General features: G+C 62.1%; 14 protein-coding genes and 1 tRNA gene. 8 read left to right on the forward strand and 7 right to left on the reverse strand.

The features are described 5' to 3' along the window. Nucleotides 1-110: 110 nt before the first annotated feature. The 6 genes from Q1X76_RS02280 to Q1X76_RS02305 all read right to left on the reverse strand — a co-directional run bounded on the left by Q1X76_RS02280 (nt 111) and on the right by Q1X76_RS02305 (nt 8,357). A tRNA-Val gene (locus tag Q1X76_RS02280) sits at nt 111-186 on the reverse strand. Between the two features lie 70 nt (nt 187-256). Further along, a complete protein-coding gene (locus tag Q1X76_RS02285; RefSeq protein ID WP_300717824.1) occupies nt 257-2,899 on the reverse strand; it encodes a PEP/pyruvate-binding domain-containing protein in 2,643 nt (880 codons plus the stop codon). Nucleotide 2,900: 1 nt separating this feature from the next. Further along, nucleotides 2,901-3,281, reverse strand: a complete 381-nt coding sequence (locus Q1X76_RS02290) for a response regulator (RefSeq protein WP_300717826.1) — start codon at nt 3,279-3,281, stop codon at nt 2,901-2,903. Between the two features lie 9 nt (nt 3,282-3,290). Then, a complete protein-coding gene (locus Q1X76_RS02295) occupies nt 3,291-4,991 on the reverse strand; it encodes an ATP-binding protein (RefSeq protein WP_300717828.1) in 1,701 nt (566 codons plus the stop codon). Next, nucleotides 4,992-7,592 (reverse strand): PEP-utilizing enzyme, encoded by a 2,601-nt coding sequence (locus tag Q1X76_RS02300; protein WP_300717830.1) that lies wholly within the window; start codon nt 7,590-7,592, stop codon nt 4,992-4,994. A gap of 111 nt (nt 7,593-7,703) precedes the next feature. Beyond that, nucleotides 7,704-8,357 carry a molybdenum cofactor guanylyltransferase gene (locus Q1X76_RS02305; RefSeq protein WP_300717832.1) on the reverse strand — a complete coding sequence of 218 codons (654 nt, stop codon included), beginning with the start codon at nt 8,355-8,357 and terminating at the stop codon, nt 7,704-7,706. A 149-nt stretch (nt 8,358-8,506) separates the two neighbouring features. Between Q1X76_RS02305 and Q1X76_RS02310 the strand changes: the two genes are divergently transcribed. The 8 genes from Q1X76_RS02310 to Q1X76_RS02345 all read left to right on the forward strand — a co-directional run bounded on the left by Q1X76_RS02310 (nt 8,507) and on the right by Q1X76_RS02345 (nt 16,094). Beyond that, nucleotides 8,507-9,445 (forward strand): metal ABC transporter substrate-binding protein, encoded by a 939-nt coding sequence (locus Q1X76_RS02310; RefSeq protein WP_300717833.1) that lies wholly within the window; start codon nt 8,507-8,509, stop codon nt 9,443-9,445. Then, nucleotides 9,429-10,268 carry a metal ABC transporter ATP-binding protein gene (locus tag Q1X76_RS02315; protein ID WP_300717835.1) on the forward strand — a complete coding sequence of 280 codons (840 nt, stop codon included), beginning with the start codon at nt 9,429-9,431 and terminating at the stop codon, nt 10,266-10,268. Before Q1X76_RS02310 ends, Q1X76_RS02315 begins: the two co-directional genes overlap by 17 nt. Beyond that, nucleotides 10,261-11,127, forward strand: coding sequence for a metal ABC transporter permease (locus Q1X76_RS02320; RefSeq protein WP_300717837.1), 867 nt, complete (start codon nt 10,261-10,263; stop codon nt 11,125-11,127). Before Q1X76_RS02315 ends, Q1X76_RS02320 begins: the two co-directional genes overlap by 8 nt. 368 nt (nt 11,128-11,495) lie before the next feature. After that, the gene (locus Q1X76_RS02325; RefSeq protein ID WP_300717839.1) at nt 11,496-12,518 is read left to right on the forward strand and encodes a hypothetical protein; all 1,023 of its coding nucleotides are present in this window, start codon (nt 11,496-11,498) and stop codon (nt 12,516-12,518) included. Between the two features lie 73 nt (nt 12,519-12,591). Continuing rightward, a complete protein-coding gene (gene dctP / locus Q1X76_RS02330; protein WP_300717841.1) occupies nt 12,592-13,668 on the forward strand; it encodes a TRAP transporter substrate-binding protein DctP in 1,077 nt (358 codons plus the stop codon). Between the two features lie 89 nt (nt 13,669-13,757). Next, on the forward strand, nt 13,758-14,228 hold the full coding sequence (locus tag Q1X76_RS02335) for a TRAP transporter small permease (RefSeq protein ID WP_300717842.1): 471 nt from the start codon (nt 13,758-13,760) through the stop codon (nt 14,226-14,228). 9 nt (nt 14,229-14,237) lie between these two features. Next, the gene (locus Q1X76_RS02340; protein WP_300717844.1) at nt 14,238-15,539 is read left to right on the forward strand and encodes a TRAP transporter large permease; all 1,302 of its coding nucleotides are present in this window, start codon (nt 14,238-14,240) and stop codon (nt 15,537-15,539) included. Between the two features lie 51 nt (nt 15,540-15,590). After that, on the forward strand, nt 15,591-16,094 hold the full coding sequence (locus Q1X76_RS02345) for a flavodoxin family protein (protein WP_300717846.1): 504 nt from the start codon (nt 15,591-15,593) through the stop codon (nt 16,092-16,094). Between the two features lie 883 nt (nt 16,095-16,977). Here the strand turns inward: Q1X76_RS02345 and Q1X76_RS02350 are convergent. Then, nucleotides 16,978-17,319: a hypothetical protein gene (locus tag Q1X76_RS02350; protein WP_300717848.1), complete on the reverse strand. Its 342-nt coding sequence runs from the start codon at nt 17,317-17,319 to the stop codon at nt 16,978-16,980. Nucleotides 17,320-18,461 lie beyond the last annotated feature (1,142 nt).

An 18,461-nucleotide genomic window follows, 5' to 3' on the forward strand; every position in this document is an offset into this window, starting at 1 on the left:
TCCCCTTCCCGGCCGGCAATAAAAAAGCGATTTAGCACACGATTTAGCACACAGGGCTGAATCGCTTTCATGCTTAGGGGATATTTTTGCACATATCCCATTGATTTCCTTGGTGGGCAGTACAGGACTTGAACCTGTGGCCCCCGCCTTGTAAGGGCGGTGCTCAACCAGCTGAGCTAACTGCCCGCAGATATGTCTCTTTGCAAAAAAGACAGGTAGTTATCTAATATAACGCCGTGCCCCTGTCAACATGGCCTCAGTTGAACTGCAGCGGTTTTGCCATCAAGGCCGCCATATCTCCGGCCAGCTTTTCCTTGAGAGCCGTCGCCCGGACAGTATCCTTCATGATCATGTCCACCTGGCGGCTGTGGATCAGCAGATAGCCGATCAGGCGCGTCCGCCGCAGTGTCTCCTCGGCATTGTAGGCTTCTGCCACGGCAAACATGGAGTCGTTTTTGATGTCCACGCGGAAGCCGTGCGCCTCCAGAAGATCGGCCAGCATCCTAGCCCGGAGGATGCGCCGGCTGACATCGGCCGCGCCGCCCTTGAACTGGAAGCTGACGAAGTTTTCATGCTCGTTGTCGCCCGCGAGACATTCCACCGTGCAGAAATGATAGCCGTACCGGGCCTGCAGGATCATGTAGCGCGAGGCGATGATAAAGAAGTTCTTGTCGGCCATGGCCGTAGGCGCCGTGCTTTCCAGCTCGCGATTCATGGTGCTTTCAAAAACCACGCTCATGAAGCCCGAGGCGCTGGTCGCCGGCGGTCCCGCCCAGGGGACGGCCACCATGCCGTTCCACAGGGCAAGCATGGGCTTGCAGGCGATGTCGCCCAGCTCCACCAGGGGCCCGCTGATGCCCCGCTTGAAGCCGTCATCCATGTCGATGACCCAGTACTGCAGCTTGACGCCCACCTTGAGCTGTTTGCCCATATTCCGGTTGAGGGCCGCCTCGCCATCGAACATCAGCCCCACCGCTTTTTCATGGCAGAAGCGGGTGATGTCATGCAGGCTCGTGCAGTGCGCCGGAGAAAAGTCCGGCGATTCCGGGTCCAGAAGATGCAGGGGCGTCATCAGGGCGGCTAGCTCCTTGAGTCGCTGATAGACAGGACTGCCCGCCATGAGATTGGGTGGTGTCGTCCCGGCCGGGATCAGCTCAGGATGCGCACCGGACAGGACGAGCCCCTGATCGGCCAGCAAGGTGACCTCGCCGGCATCCTCCAGCAGCTTCCCGGCATCCTTCAGACTGAACAGGGCCGGGAGCTTGTATTCCCGGGCTACGGAAGCCAGATGCCCGGCCATGCCGCCCGTCTCGCTGATGAGGCCCGCCGCGCGTGACAGCAGCGTGGCCCAACGGGGCTGGGCCCGCTCGATGACCAGGATACCGCCACGAGGGAAAGACAGCATGTCCGCATCCTTGCGGGCCACGAAAACCGGTCCCACAGCCACGCCGGAGCTGACGGCCATGCCGCCCCGCGCCAGGACAGGCAGATCGTCCAGGGCCACTTCTTCAGCGGCGGCAGGATCTTCCCCGGCCTGATCAGGCACGCTTTCAAACAAAGGGCGACTTTGCAGGACAACGATGCGGGTATTGCCCTCATAGGGTTCCAGTGCCCATTCCACGTCCTGCGGTTCATTGTAGAATTCTTCCAGAGCCAACGCCACCTGGGCCAGCTCCCGGGCCTGCTCATCCGTCAGGCTGGGGCGGCTGGCGGCCTCGTCTTCCAGATCGGAACGGCTGACGCCCTGCGCCGCCTCGGGCGCGCAATCCAGACGGAAGGCCTTGTGGGCGATATGCTTTTCCAGCAGTTCCGGCGGATTCTGACGACTGAAGGCAAAGACGTCGGGAGTGACGGCCCCGTCCACCACGGCCTGGGGCAGACCGGGGACGGCGTTGAGCGTCACCTGCCCCCGCCCCTGACGGCTGGCCACGGGATCGCGACTGTAGGCCACCCCGCCGGCCAGGGCCTGCACCATGCTGAGGACCCCCACGCTCATGGGCGCCGCCTCGTCCGGGATACCGCGCTGGAAACGGTAACTCATGGCCGTCACAGCGTATTTGCTGGCTACGATCTCCTTCCAGACCTCGCAGGCTTCTTCGGGCAGGATGTTGAGCTCCGAGCGGTACTGACCGGCAAAGGTCACCCCCAGGGCATCCTCGCCCACGGCGCTGCTGCGCAAGGCCAGCCGCAGATCGCTGCCACGGCGTTCCACCATGGCGGCCACGGCCTCCTCGATGGCCTGCTCCAAGTCCGGCGGCAGAGGTGCATTGAGGATGCACTGCTGCAAGGCGGCCGACAGGCTGAACAGGTCGTCCATGCTGTCCATGTCCGCACTCTGGATACGCCGGGAGATCTCATCCCGCAGACCGTTGTATTCCATGAAGGCATGATAGGCGTTGACCGTCACGGCAAAGCCGTCCGGCACGGCCAGGCCCACATTGGCGGCCACTTCGCCTAGGTTGGCCATCTTGCCACCGACCTGCGGCATGTCGCCCAGCCTGATGTCCGTCAAGGGCAGCAGCAGCGGCCCTTCCGTGACCAGGCTCTTGCGCCCCAGCACTTCCGTGATGCGGCCGCTGACCTTATTGAAGGCCGTCTGCAGGCTCTCGTACTGATTGTCGGAAAGCGCATTCAGCTCGCGCACCATCTGGTAGACGGCCGTGGCCGCCCTTGTCCCGGCACCCCGCACATAGCTCATGCCGAAGGGATGCGTACCGGCCAGAGCTTCTTCCACCTCGCTCATGATCTCGAGCGCGTTCTTGTTGGAAGACAATAAGCGACGGAAACGGGCGCAACGCTCACGGAGCTGTTTTTTCAGCTCTTCCTCGCGCGCCAGATCCTCGGGGCTCAGCTCTTTCTGCCCGCCCAGCAACTGTCGCAATCGTGCAAGTATGGACATATCATGCAGCGGCGCGAACCGCCTCCTCCATCTTTATGATCAGCTCATTGATGGCCACCGGTTTCAGCATGTAATCATAGGCCCCCAGATCCATCCCCTGTACCGCCACGCCCAGGGAGGCATGCCCCGTCAGCAGCAGCACCGGCAGTTTAGGCGCGATCTTCTTCATGTGGCGCAGGGTCTCCAGGCCGTCCATACCGGGCATGCGCACGTCCATGACCACCACCTGGAACATGGTCTCGGGCTGTTTCAGGGCCTCGGTGACGATATCCAGCGCGCTCTGGCCGTCAGGAGCGGTCACGATGGTCATGCCGCGGCGGGACAGACGTTTTTCCATCAGCTGCAGGAATTCCACTTCATCATCAACAAAGAGTGCATGCATGGCATTCTCCTAGGCGTCTTCGCTGGTTTCAAGAGGTTGGCTCGGCGGTTCCGCGGGCAGACTGATACAGAAGGTCGTGCCCTTCCCCACGGTACTGCTGACCTCGATACGGCCACCAAGCTTTCCCAGAATCGTAAAGCAGATGGCCAGGCCAAGCCCTGTACCCTCGCCCACTGCCTTCGTGGTGAAGAAAGGATCGAAAATGCGCTGCATGGTCTCTTCGTCCATGCCGGGCCCCGTATCCTTGAAGTAGATGCGCGCCCCCGTTTCCCAGGGCTCTGTGCGCACGGAGATGGAGCCGTTCTTGCCTATGGCATCGATGGCATTGTCGATGATATTGATGAAGACCTGCTCCAGCTGGGCCGAGTCAGAAAGGATGACCGGCACATCGGGGGAGAATTCCTTTTCGATGGTGATATTGCGGCCGCGAGCCTCTGTCTTGAGGAATTCCGTCGCCTGATCCACCAGGACATTGACCATGATCTCCGAACGGCCGGGATTCATGCGCCGGCCAAAGCCCAGCATGCGCTGCGTGATGCCCTTGGCGCGCTGCACATGCTGCTCGATCTTGTCCGTGCTTTCCATGATCTCTTCGTAGTTGACCATGTTCTTGGGATTCTCGTCCTGCAGCAGGTCCCGGATCCAGCCGGCATTCTCCTGGATGAGCATCAGGGGGTTGTTGACCTCATGCGCCACACCGGCCGCCATCTTGCCCAGGGCCGCCATCTTGCTGGACTGCAGCATGCGGGCGTCGATGTGGGCCTGCTTCCTGTCGGCAGCGGCCAGACAGGAGACGATGTAGCGGGTGCCCAGGAAGGCGCCGACCGTGACCAGCACGGCGCCCAGCGCCATGAACAGCAGGATGTACATCCGCAGGCGATGCAGCGGGGCCAGGCTTTCCCGCACGTCGTCCACGATCACCAGGAGCCATGGCATGGAATCCAGATGCATCACGGCAGCCAGGGGCTCCTTGCTGCCGGAATCCCCCTGTCGGGCCGGCAGGGGCACCAGGGCGATGCCCTGGCGCAGCACATTGGGCAGGCTGACATCGAACTGCTCCATGATATGGCCGTAATCACGGGAATCCGTCTGCAGCACGCCGTGTTCATTGATCAGGAAGGCGTCGCTGCGTTCCCCGGAGTAGACGCGCTGCAACAGGCTGTTGATGGCTTCCATGTCGATGGTGGCGCGCATGATGAAACTTTCGCCCCCCTCATGGCGCAGGACCGCGATGATGAAATGCGGCACATTGCGGAAGCCCATGAACACGTCGCTGACAAAGACCCCTTTGCGCAGCACCTCCGCGAACCAGGGAGCGTTGGCATAATTGGCATCGCGCAGATCGAAGGGCCCCACATAGGAGATGTGGCGGCCGTCCATGCCGATGATGCCCAGGTCCACGAAGGAGCGCCCGCTCTGCTGCATGACGGTGAAGAAGCGGCTCAGGCGGTCGGGATCCCGCAATTCGGCAAGGTCGTGCGTAAAGGCAAGTGTTTTGATCTGGGAAACACGCTCGTGCAGGAAGGTGTCCAGCGCCCGATGTTTACTGCTGCAGACGGCTTCGATACCGGCGGAGATCTTTTCATCATAGATGGCGTTGATGCGGTCTATGCTGAAAATCCCCAAGGCCACCAGCGGCAAAAGGGCAAGCCCCAGATGTGTAACGAACAGGCGGCGAAAGATGCGCCTGTATTCCCGGGTGGAAGACATCTACTCCTCCTTGGCTGAAATCTGCTGGGACAGGTCTCCACCAGTCAGCAGGATACGGCAATGGTTCAGCATGGTCTTGCGGGTCGCCGCCACCTTGGCGCTGTCCTGCATGATCATGTCCAGCTGGCGGGTATGGATGGTCAGGTAGCCGGCCACGGCCAGCAGGCACTGGCCTTCTTCCATATCCATGCCTTCCAGTCTTGCGGTGACGGCATCATTGCGCACCACGGGCGTCAGGCCGAACTCCCACAGCAGATCGGCCACAAAGCGTACCCGCAGGATGCGGCGCTCGATATTGGCAGCCCCGCCGCGCAACTGGAAGGCCACATAATTCTCCGGCGTGCGGTCGCCCAGCCGGGCCTCGACGGAAACGAAATGGAAGCCGAACCGGGAATGCAGACTGCAATAGTCACGGGACACCATAAAATAGTTCTTTTCCGTAAAATAGGCCGTCTGGGCCGCCGGGTCCAGATTGGGATTGGCCGTGGCCTCGAAGAGCACGGACAGGAAACCCTTGCCGTCCACAGGCGGCGGCCCCTGCCAGGGATAGGCGTTCATGCCGCGCCAGATGGCCTGCAAGGGGACGGAGGTGATGTCCTCCACATCGATGACCGGTCCGGGCTGCACCTTGCCGAAGCCGTCATTGAGATTGACGACCCAGAACTGTTTGAGCACCTGGTCGCGCAGCTGCTTGATGCGCTGGGCGGCATACTGCTTGTCCGATCCCAGGGTGAACATGGCGCTGACGGCCTTTTCATGGCAATAGCGGGCGATGTCATGATAGGTCTGGCAGTTGGCCGCCTTGAAATCCACACTGTCCACGTCGATGGTCAGGGGCAGGATATGTTCCGCGGCATGCTGCAATACCCGGTAGACGGGGCTGCCGGGCAGATAGTCGCGGGGAGGATGGGCCTGGGCCATGAGCTCGTCCAGCTGGCCGCTGAAGACACAGCCCATTTCCGTACAGACGGTGACCTTCTCGCCCGTGGCCAGTTTTTCCGTGGCTCCGGCCAGACCGAACATGGCCGGGATGCCGAACTCGCGCGCCAGGGAGAACAGGCGCGACCCGAGCAGACCGTCCTCGGCGATGATGGCCCCGGCGCGGTCCACCAGGGAAGCCCACTGGTAGAGGTCACGCTGCACCACCAGGATGCCGCCGTCGGGGAAATCCAGCACGTCCGCCCAGGAGCGGGCGACGACCACCGGTCCGCAGGCGCGGCCGCGGCTGGTGGTGACGCCGCCGGCCAGCAGGGGCGCGGGCAGATTGTCGTCCGCGCTGGATTCGGCCTCGCCGTCCCGCTCTTCCTGGGTCCGGGCCTTGATGACCATGGCCCTGGCCATGACGACCTGCGTCTGCCCCGAAGGCGTACGCAACCAGACCATGGACTGGGGACAGCCCGACCGACGTTCCAGCTCCATGGCCAGCGCGGCCACCTCGGCCGCTGCCTGATCCGAAAAGGCGCTGCCGTCTTCGGCATCATGCATGCACCGGGCGCTGACCTTGTAGGGCGGCGTGCGGGAAACGTGCATCACGTCGACGGGCACCAGGGAATATTCCATATCCTGCGGCAGGCCGTTACAGAAATAGATGTGGACGTTGCCACCCTTGAGGTCGATGGGATTGGCCGTGTGGGCCGTGCCGCCGAAGCTGCCCTCCTCCACGGCAAGGCAGGTGATGCACAGGCGCGCATTGGCTTCCATCAGGCCGCGGGCCCGACGATAGACGAGGGCCTGGGCCTGCTGCTTGCGGGCCAGCGTCTTGTGCAACGCCGCCAGGATCTCCATATCCGGCGCGTGCAGGGAGACGGTAGGCCCCCAGACCAGCAGCCCGGGATCCGACTCCGAATGCTGCTCCCCTTCATCGGTACAGGGCCACAGACGCCCCTTGAACAGCAGTCGCATCCTGCCCGGGCACTTCTGGCGCAGCTGCTCCAGTGCGGCACAGAACTCCATCACCAGCCTGTCGGGCAAGGGCGTGCTTTCCGTCAGCTCGCCCAGACTTTCCGAAAGCTCCTGCAGCGTCTCGGGCACATAGCCCCCGGCAGCCTGGATGCGGCGGTCCATCTCCTCCAGCATCTCCGTGCCGGCAAAAAGGCTCATGCAGCCGGCGGCCGTCACCACGAAACCTTCGGGGACCACCTCGGGGCAGCGCCGCCGCAGCTCGCCGAGCCGGACCGTGGATCTGTCGGCAAGACCGCTGCCGGCATCGTCGCCCGCCTCCTCCAGGGAAAGGATGTATGGACCTTCCAGCAACTGGAGGCGGGGATAGACCTCGCTGGCCACAGCGGTCTGCAGATGGCCGAAGCGTTCGTACAGGGCCTTGCACTGGGACGGGTTGAGGCGTTCCAGATGCTGGATGCACTGATAGACCTGTGTCGCCACGCTCGTGCAGAGGGCCTGCACCCGATGCAGGCCAAAAGGATGATCGCAGCACAGGGTGTATTCCAGTGAGGTCATGTTTTCCTGGAATTTGTTCCAGGCCGTCAGGAAGAGTTTGAAGCGATGATGCCGGACTGCAAAGGTATGCTCGGGGCTGGCGTCCGCGCCGGAGCTGCCCTTGTCACGACCTGTGATGCGCTTGAAAAATTTGCTTAAAAACATGCTGTGCCTCACCCGGGAAATCAGCAGAAGACAGTGGAGCTCCCCCCTGGCGGGCGGCGGGGAATCTGCTCTGCAGGATATTGTGCATAATATCGCAAGCAAGCTGCGGATTCAAGCCCGGTCAGGGATCCCGACGAATTTATCGCGGTCCGCTCCAGGAGCCCTGCCGGCGGCCCGCAGGCTGGCCTGACGGAACTCCTGCGGTGTGTTGACATTGAAAAAAAAGGCCGCATCCGCTTCGCCGTAGCGCACAAAATGCTGCAGGGACAGGGGGACGGCCTCGCGCATCTTCAATCGTCCCTGTGCTGCGGCCGCTTCCAGAAAGGGCGCCGCCTCCACCCGATAAATGGCCGCCAGGGATTCCGTCCAGCCGTTGGGGGCCATGAAGGCCGTCATCAGGGCCTGCCGCGGCGCGGCCGCAAAGGCTGCCGCCAGTCGCCGCAGCACGTCCGTCCGCATGAACGGCATGTCGCACGACAGAGCCAGCACCGCCGGGATGCCTTCGGAGCGGGCCCGCATCAGGGCCGCATGCACGCCGCAAATGGGACCGGAGACCGGCAGGATGTCATGCACACAGCTCTGCCCAGCACAGCTCTGGCCCGCACGACAGGAGACCCAGACCGGTGCGCAGAGCGGCCGCAATACGGACAGGCCCTGTTCCAGCAGTGTGGGACCAGACAGGCCCCGCAGGCGCAGCAGGCTTTTGTCCCGGCCCATGCGGCGGGAGAGCCCTCCCGCCAAAACGACCCCAGCGATCTGCTCCACGATTCCTCCCGCAGGATGCCGGCCACGAAAGGCCTTGCCAAGACGTCTTCCTGCCAGCATAATGCCCGGCGAAAAGGCTGGCAAGTCCGCATTCTTGACAGGTGGTACGGTCTTCCCTAAAATTTTTGAAAATCATTTTCGGATCATACATGACACGACACCCTTCCCTCCGCCACAGCTTCCATGTGACTGTGGGCCTTCTGGCCCTGGCCCTGCTCTTTTTCGCCCTGCCCCTGTCCCTGCACGCGGCGGCACGCCCCGTCCATGTCCTGGCCACGACCTATCCCGTCTGGCAACTGGCCCGGCCGCTGGTCGCCGGACTGGACGATGTGCATCTCGACCTGCTGGTCCCGGCAACGACCGGCTGCCCGCATGACTATGCCCCTACCCCGGCCGATCTGGCCAAGGTCGCGGCCGCTGACATGATCCTGCTCAATGGCCTGGGCCTGGAAAAGGCCTTTGCCCCGGTGCTGGCCCAGACGGAGGCCCGCAAGGTGGACTGCAGCCAGGGCATCGCCCTGCTGGCCGGCGATGAGGATCACGAGGCGGCGGGGCATACCCGTCACGAAAGCTACAATCCCCATATCTTCACTTCTCCGGCGGCGGCCTCCCGCATGGTCGGGACCATGGCCGCGGCCCTGGTCCAGGCCTGCCCGGAACAGGCCGGGACCATAGGCGAGCGGGCGGCGACCCTGCAAAAGACGCTGCTGGACGTCGAACAGCGGCTCGCGGCCCTGGGGACGGCCCATCCCGGCGCCTGCGTCCTGCTGCAGCATGACTCCCTGGCCTACATGATGCGTTCCGCCGGACTGTCCGTCATGGACGTCCTGCAGGAAAACGAGGAGCAGGCCCCCTCCGCCGCCCGGTTGCTGGAATGCATCACACACATCCAGAAGGCCCGCCCTGTGCTGCTGATAGGCGAACCCCAGTTCTCGCCCCGGCCGCTGGAGACCCTGGCCGCCGAGACCGGCGTCCCCGTCATCCAGCTGGAATCCCTGGCCTCCGGACCGGAAAACACACCGCCGGACTATTTTGCACAGCAGATGCGCCACAACTGCCAGATCCTTGAAAATGCCCTTGCCCACTAACGCCGCAGCAGCCATCGACATCGTCCATGTGGACGTCCGCCGGGGCGATCTCCATATCCTGCAGGATATCTCGACCACGGTTCCCCAGGGCAGCAGCACCGTGCTGGTGGGTCCCAACGGCGCCGGGAAAAGTACCCTGCTGCACTGCATCATCGACGAGATCGCCTATACCGGGGACATCCGCATGCGGACTCCCGGCGGCGGGAGGCCCCGTCTGGCCTATGTGCCGCAGAACCTGCAGATGGACAGCGCCCTGCCCCTGACCGTGGCCGAATTCCTCTCCCTGGGGCATCAGCGCCGTCCCCTGTGGCTCGGCATCAAGGGCAGCGCCTCCCGGCGCGCCCGCGCGGCCCTGTCCCCCGTGCATGCGGAGCATCTGATCCGCCGCCGCATGAGCGATCTTTCGGGCGGGGAACTGCGTCGTGTCCTGCTGGCCGCGGCCCTGTCCCGCGAGCCGGACATCCTGCTGCTGGACGAACCGGCGGCGGGGGTCGATTTCCAGGGCGAGCGGCTTTTCTGGGATGTCCTCGACAGCGCCCGACGCCAGCAGGGCTTCACCCAGCTGATGGTGACGCACAATTTGCCGCTGGCGGCCCACTATGCCGACCATGTCATCGGCCTGAACAAAAAAGTCATCGCCCAGGGCCCGCCCCAGACGACCCTGACGGCGGCCATCCTGATGAAACTGTTTGGCGTCCCCATCCATCTCTATCCCAACCAGTGCGAACATCCCGAAGCCGCCTGCAACAAGTGCGGCGCCCTGTGTCATGCCCTGCGCATGGCGCCTGCGGGCAGGGAGGACAGGGGGCAGCGCCATGCCTGATCTTGCAGCCGTCTGCCATCTTTTTTCCCTGCTGCCGCTGGACTGCCTGAAACTGGGCTTCATGCAGCAGGCCTTGCTGGCCGTCCTGCTGCTCATGCCCATGACGGCCGCCCTGGGGGTGGAGGTCATCTCCTTCCGCATGGCTTTCTTTTCCGACGCCATCGGCCATTCGGCCTTTGCCGGCGTGGCCCTGGGGCTGCTGCTGGCCGTGGACCCGCACTGGTCCATGCCTGTCTTCGGCGTGCTGGTGGGGCTGGCGGTCATGGCCGTACGCCGGGGCAGCGCCCTGTCGTCCGATACGGTCATCGGCATCGTCTTTTCCGCCGTCGTGGCCTTCGGTCTGGCCGTCGTCAGCCGCCAGCCGGGCATGGCCCGCACCATGCAGCAATTCCTCTACGGCGACGTGCTGACCGTGAGCCAGGGCGAGATCCTCTGCCTCGCCGTCCTCTTCCTCGCCATGCTGCTGTTCCAGATCATCGGCTACAACCGCCTGCTCTACATCGCCCTCAACCCCGTCATGGCACGGGTCCACGGTATCAGGGTCTGCCTGTGGCAGTATGCCTTTTCCGGCCTGCTGGCCCTGGTCGTCATGTTCTGCGTCTGGACGGTAGGCGTCCTGCTGGTCACGGCCATGCTCATCGTCCCGGCAGCGGCGGGCCGCAATTTCGCCCAGACCGCAGGCGGCATGTTCTGGTGGGCCCAGGTCGTGGCCGTCAGCTCCGGCGTGGCCGGCCTGCTGCTCTCGGCGCAGGAGTGGCTTTCCACGGCCAGCGGCGCCACCATGATCCTGGTGGCCTGCCTGTGGTTCGCGCTCAGCAGCGTCTGGGCCCGCCTGCGCCGTCCCCACCGCCTCTCCTGACCCCGACGCCCCGGGGCCGGACGCGCCCCGTCCCCGGCTCCCGCCGTCCCGCTTTGCCGGGACGCAGGCCCGGCCCGCGCGGGCTGGCGTCCTTCCCCATCCCCGTCTGCCGTCCCCTGCCGTATCGGCCTCTCCCGCGCGCGCCAGCTGAAGGGACATTGCCTCCCCACATCCCGATGCCCGGCTGTCCGGGCCGCCACTGCCGACACGGTGGTCCCGGCAAGGGCATCCGGGAGCATGCCGCCGCACGGCGATCACCAAAGTGGGGCTTTCGCCCCGCATCCGGCCCTCCTCCGCCCTGCCGGCAGACAGGAAAGGCCAGCCTGCAGATAGACTTTGACAAGACCGGCACCTGGGCCTAGCATGGCATGGGTATCGGCATCGGCAATGCCTTGCGCCACGCGGCACGCCAGCCGATACCGGAACCGGACTGCATCGTTATGGACAGGTTGCTCCTTTCCCTCTGCCTTATCTTCATCAGCCTTGCTGCGGGCTATGCCGCACAGCGCCTGCTGCGCATCCCCCGCCCCAGGATGGAGACTGTCCGACGGCGCATGCAGTCGCTCGCCGTGTTCTGCCTGATCCCCTGCTCCGCCATGCTGTCCCTGTGGGGCCTGCCCGCGCCGGATCCCCGCCTGCTGACGCTCCCGCTGCTGGGCATCACCGCCTGGATCTGGGGCGGTTTCCTTTCCCTGCAGGCGGCCCGGCGACTGCGGCTGGAGCCTTCCCGCACCGGCAGTTTCTACTGCTGCGGCACTTTTTCCAACCTCGGCGCTGTGGGCGCTCTGGTCTCCGTACTTTTTTTCGGCGAAAAAGCCATCGCCATCGTGGCCCTGTTCAGGCTCTGTGAAGAGATGTTCTATTTCGGCATCGCCTTTCCCGTGGCGCGGCACCTGGGCGGCGGCCAGGGGGGATTCCACTTTCGTTCCTTCCGGCCGGACCCCGTGCTGCTGCTCATCCTGACGGCTCTGGGCCTGGGTCTTGTCCTGAACGTGCTGGATGTTCCCCGGCCTGCCTCCCTGGGCCCGCTGGCCTCGGCGGCCATGCTGCTGGCAACGGTCCTGTTCCTCTTTGCCATCGGCCTCGGGCTGCGGCCCTCGCGCATCTCCTGCTACACGCGCGAAGCCGCGGCCCTGGCTGCCGTCAAGTTCATCGGCGTCCCGGCCCTGCTGGTGCCGCTGGCCGGGCTGGCCGGGCTGGGCGGCATCGACGGGGGGCTGCCGCTCCGGGTCGTGACCGTCCTTTCCTGCATGCCTGTGGCCATGACGGCCCTGGTCCCGCCGGTGCTGTTCCGACTCGATGTCGATCTGGCCAATGCCCTGTGGATATTCTCCACCCTGGCCCTGATCATCATCTTGCCTGTGCTGTATGTCGTCCTGCCGCTTTTGTGAGGCGTTGCCGCATGTCGTGGGGACCTGCGGCCAGACGCCACTGCAGGACGTTTTATCCTGAGGAGGATGTTCTATGAAAGGTTGTTATCGCTGGGTCGTCCTGGCCCTGTGTGCCTGTCTGCTGGCGCTGCCGGCCACGGCGGCCCCGTACAAAAGCGAATACAAACTGAGCGTCGTACCCGGCGCCACGTCCGGCTGGGGCCTGACCGGGACCTTCTTCGCCGACCTGGTGCGCGAACGCAGCCAGGGGCGCATCAATATCAAGGTCTACCACTCCAGCCAGCTGCTGGCCGGCAAGCAGACCTCCGAATTCCTGCTGCTGCGCAACGGCGCCATCGACTTTGCCCTGGCGTCCACCATCAACTGGTCGCCCCAGATCAAGGAACTGAACCTGCCCGCCCTGCCCTTCCTCCTGGCGGTGGAGCCTGACCGCTACAAGGCCATGGACGCCATCCTGGCCGGCAAATCCGGCAAGATGATGACCGAAGCCGTGGAAAAGAAGGGCGTCAAGATCCTCGGCTGGACCGAGAACGGCTTTCGCGAACTGACGACGTCCAAGGGCCCCATCACCAAGGCTGAGGACCTGCGCGGCCTGAAGATTCGCGTGGTGGGCAGCCCCATCTTCATCGAGACCTTCCGCGCGCTGGGCGCCAACCCCGTGAACATGAACTGGAGCGAGGCCACCACCGGTTTCCAGCAGGGCGTGGTCGACGGGCAGGAAAACCCCACCAACGGCATCAATATCCCGCTCAAGATCTGGGATTACCACAAGTTCCACTGCGACTGGCACTACATCATCGACCCTCTGATGCTGAGCGTGAACCCCCGCGTCTGGAAGTCCTTCAGCCCTGAAGACCAGAAGCTGCTGCTGGAATGCGCCGTGGAGACCGAAAAGTACGGCAAGGCCCTGTCCCGGCTGGGCATGGATGACGGTTCCGCCCTGGCCTATCTCAAGAGCATCGGCAAGCTGCCGGAAGCCACGGATCCCTACGCGGTCATGGAAGCCAACGGCATGACGGTGTCCCGCCTGAGCAAGGAAGAGATCGCTGCCCTGGCCAAGGCCACCGAAGGCGTGCGCAAGGATTGGACCGCCAAGATCGGCGCCGGTCTGGTCAAGGCCGCCGAGGAGGACATGGCCTCTGTCCGCTAGGGGAGGCCCCTGGCGACGGATAGCTCTGATTTCAGTTTTTGTTGTGCGGGGAGGGCCGGCCCTCCCCGTCTAACCACCGGATGGATTCGATGCTGCGTTTTCTGGATACGCGCCTGGAAGAGATGCTGGGGGCGCTGCTGCTGGCGGTGATGGTGACCATCGCCTTCGTCAATGTGGTCGTGCGCTACTGCACGCCGTTTTCTTTTGCCTGGACAGAGGAGCTGACCATCAACTTCTTTGTCTGGATCGTCTTGCTGGGTTCGGCCCGCTCGTTCCGTGAAGGCAGCCATCTGGGCATGAGCATCCTGTATGATGCCCTGCCCAAGTCCTTGCGCTTTGGCTGCTACCTGCTGTCCGTGGCGCTGTGCCTGGCCTTTTTCGGCGCCCTGGCCTGGACCGGCTGGCTGGAAGTGCGGGACGAATTCGAGCTGGAGGTCATTTCCGAATCGCTGGCCATCCCCGTCTGGTGGTACACCATCGCCACGCCGCTGTTCTCCATCCTGACCATTTTTCGCATGCTGCAACGCGCCTGCGCCGACCTGCGCGGCGGCAGCTACTAGGAGGCCCGTGTGGAAAGCGTATCCCTGCTGCACGATCCGGCTTTCTGGCTGCTGATCCTGTTCATCATCCCGCTGGTCCTGCGCGTGCCCATCGCCCTGGCCCTGGGCTTTTCCGCCCTGGTGGTCGTCTGGCAATGGGACCTCGGCTTCAGCATGCTCTCGTACAACTTCTTTGCCGGTATCGCCAAATTCCCCCTGCTGGCCATCCCCTTCTTCATCCTGGCAGGCTACATCATGGAGCGCTCCGGCATCGCCGCGCGCATCGTCGCCCTGATGGAGGCCCTGGTGGGCTCCATGACCGGCGGCCTGGCGCTGGCCACCGTGGCCGTGGCCACCTTCTGGGGCGCCGTCAGCGGTTCGGGGCCGGCCACCGTGGCGGCCCTGGGCCTGATACTGATCCCCGGCATGGCCAAGGCCGGCTATGACAAGGCCTTTGCCGCGGCCACGGTTTCCGTCACCTCCGGCCTGGCCATCGTCATCCCCCCCAGCATCGCCTTCATCGTCTACGGCAGCGTGGCCGATGTGTCGGTGCCCGCCCTCTTTGCCGCCGGTTTCGTCCCGGGCATCGTGGTGGCCCTGTTCATCATGGCCGCCGTGCTCATCATTTCCCGCAAACGGGGCTACAGGGGGCAGGCCAGCGGCAAGAGCGTGGGCACGGCCCTCAGGGAAGCCTTCTGGGGCATCATGACCCCGGTGGTCATCCTCGGCGGTATCTACGGCGGTGTGTTCACCCCCACGGAAGCCGCGGCTGTGGCCGTTTTCTACGGTTTGTTCGTGGGCGTGTTCATCTACCGTACCATCGACAGCCTGCGCATCCTGGGCGAGATCTTCGCGGCCAGCATCAAGGCCACGGCGGTCGTCATGCTGGTCGTGACCTGTGCGGGCCTGTTCTCCTGGGTGGCCTCCACCGTGGGACTGGTGGAAAAAGGCTCTGCCGTGCTTCTGGCAGTCTCGGACAATCAGTGGATCGTCCTCCTGATGATCAACATCATCCTGCTGCTGGCGGGCATGCTGCTGGACGCCATTTCCATCTACTACGTTTTTCTGCCCTTCATGCTGCCCATCATGGCCCACTTCAACTGGGACCCGGTGTGGTTCGGCATCATGATGACCGTCAACCTGGCCGTGGGCCAGGTCACGCCGCCTGTGGCCGTGAACCTGTATGTGGGCGCCAATATCAGCGGCATCAGCATGGAACGCATCAGCAAGGCGGCCCTGCCGCTGATACTGGCCTCCCTGCTGGCGCTGGTCGTCATCATCATCTTCCCCCAGCTGTCGACCTTCGTGCCGCGCATGCTGGGCCAGATCTAACCGGGCAGGCGGTCTGCCCTGCGGCCGGACTTGCCCAAGGAGCTTTGCATCATGAAATTCGCCATCATCTACTACAGCAAGACCGGCCATACCCGTGAGATGGCCGGGATCATCGCCCGTGGTCTGGAAGCCGCAGGCGGCGAGGCGCGCATCTTTTCCGTGGAGGAAGCGCTGGATGCCGCCTATATCGAGCAGTGCGCCGGGGTCATCTTCGGCACGCCCACCTATCTGGCCAATACCTGCTGGCAGATGAAAAAGTGGTTCGATGAGGATTCGCACGGCATCGCTCTGGCCGGTAAGCTGGGGGGCGTGTTCGCCACCGCCCACTATGCCCAGGGCGGTGCCGATGTGGCCATCATGACCATCCTGCCCCACATGCTGGTCAAGGGGATGCTGGTCTATTCCGGAGGGGCCGCACACGGCAAGCCCTATATCCATCTGGGCCCTGTGGCCCTGGACGCCGTGGGCAACCACTATGAGGAATGCAAGGCCGATTTTGAGATCTTCGGCCGCCGCTTCGCGGAAAAGGCCAGGGAATTGTTCGCCGACAAATAGGCCGGGCGGCGCGCCCGGAAAAACAGCGGCGGAAAGCCATCAGCCCCGTGCTTTCCCGCCTGATCTGACGGTCTGCCTGACGGCAGACCGTTTTCTTTTGGCAAATCAGATAGGGTCGGGGCAGCATCCGGCCGAGATTCTATCTGATCCCTTCCATCCACACAGTCTGCGTAAGATTTCCCCCAAGGAACGTTTTTCCATGGAGTACCTACTTACCTACTGCCTATATCAGGAGCCAAACCAATATGCCATTTACAGTTCCAGTTCGCATAAGCTAACGTCTTGATGTCGCCCCTGGTGACCTTATTTTGATTTGCTCCATTACTGCAGTTGCCAGACCGCAGTCATATGTCGGCAAATCAAAAGGAGTTTTTAGAGCATACGCAACGTGCTAAGCTTTTTTGAAGCTCCGCTTGGGTGTTCCATGTACACAACGCGCGAACGTGCATCAATGATGCACGTTCGCGCGTTGTGTTTTCGGGGCTTCTGCACCCAAAATCCATATGCTTCGTGATATTACGTCACAGTGGCGACCCTGGTCCCCATGGACAGCATCATCATTCCCCTAGTCAAATATCGTGATCACGCCCAAGCGCAGCGCACCGTCCCATTCTCCAGCATCTCGTGAGGACGGCAATTCTGTCCGCCCCTTCATTACCAGCGCCGGCAGAACTCCTTCCTGCCCATCGCAGAAGCATTGCCTGCGCACAGGCCCTGTCCCTGGCAACCACCGCGCAGGTATCCTCGTGTACGGGGCAGCCCGTGAGCCTTGTTTACCAAGGATTGGAATGCCCCGGCCGTCTGTTTCGACGGGGCCGCGATACTGACAGGACGAAGCGGCGAACGTCTCTCCCTTTGATTGCGTATGCAACAAAATATATTTTTATTGCAAATCGAACATGTCCTTCACTTCTTTTGCATTAAGATTCGTCTTTTCTGTAACGAATTTATAAACTTCTTTTTCACCAAGAGCATTCGTCAGCATGATGACATTCTCATCGCATTTATCTATATAGCATGGGATATCAGAATTATCCACCAATATCTCAACTCTTCTGTCTGTTTTAGATTTTACAGTATAATCAAATCCAAAAATTTTTTTCTCGGTAATGCGCATCAGCACTGAAGGCGTATTTTGCGATTGCCACCAGCCATAAAAATCAAATGCCATGGCCTGACAAGGAACCAGCAGGAAAAAGATGAGCACCGCCAAAAATTTTTTCACACTTTTCTCCTTTTCTCTTTAATCCAGACAGATTAGCGCAGTTTTTATTATTTTTCAAGGAAATATCCATTGATCTTGTATATCTTTTCTCTTCGATGTTGTCATCCATCTCATTTGATCATATACACTTTCATGAAAGACACTGACATAACCCGTAGAACCGTCTTCTTCTTTACAAAAAGTGATACGATATATAATTTCTTTCTCGATACAACTATATATCTTTATCAATAGGTTCTCATACGCCGGACGATCAAAATATGTTATACATGTATAGATGATATATAAAAACCAGATACAGCTTATAGGCTTATTACAAACTTATTCAGAAAAATATGCTGATACTGCCAAGATATCCCATTACTTACTTCATGCAACAGTCATGTTCCGGTATCAGTGGGGCTTCCCGGCCATCTTCAATTTCCTACCAGTACATGTAGATCCTGAAAAATCACATCGTTCAAAAGTATCCCAACAAGATCCACTTGCTGATCTGCACATGAACCGCGCATCCTCATGCGCACCGATTTCGCGCAGAGCGCGCACGCTACGGACAGCCTGTGCCGCTACGGCTGTCGTCCCTGTGGCCCCGCTGCTATGCATCTTGCGCAAGGAACGCGCAGCTCACGGATATCCTTGCTGCTTTCCGGCAAGGCGTCTGTCTGGCAAGACAACCCGCTGGCCCTGCCTCTCGTTGACGGGCAGGCCCACATATAGAGACAGGCGGAGAGGAAAATATCCGGCAGGTACGGGAACATGGCGTTACGGGCCCGAAAGCCGGGAAAGCGCACTGTTACAGGCGGCCTTTCGCCACGGAGCGGCCGCCGTCACGCGGCGAGGTGAAAACGGACATGGAAGGATGCCGGAGGATACATACCTCCACGCCGCCGGCCCCCTTTTACCACCAGGGCTGGCTGACACAAATTTTATACTTTATTTCAAATAAATAGAGAGCATCACTTGCGCATGCCCGGCGAAAAATGCTTGCCGCATGCTCCCGCGCTCATCTGACAAAGTACGCTGGAGAAAGGAGGGGAGCTTGTGGAAGAGAAACCTCTCTCACCCGGGCAGCGACCGGATGGCGGCCGCAGGCCGTGCCCGTTGCGACGCAGGAAGCTACGGGCATCGACAGCAACGCGCGA

Source organism: uncultured Desulfovibrio sp., from assembly GCF_949282365.1.
In the GTDB taxonomy this organism is placed as follows: Bacteria; Desulfobacterota; Desulfovibrionia; order Desulfovibrionales; family Desulfovibrionaceae; genus Desulfovibrio.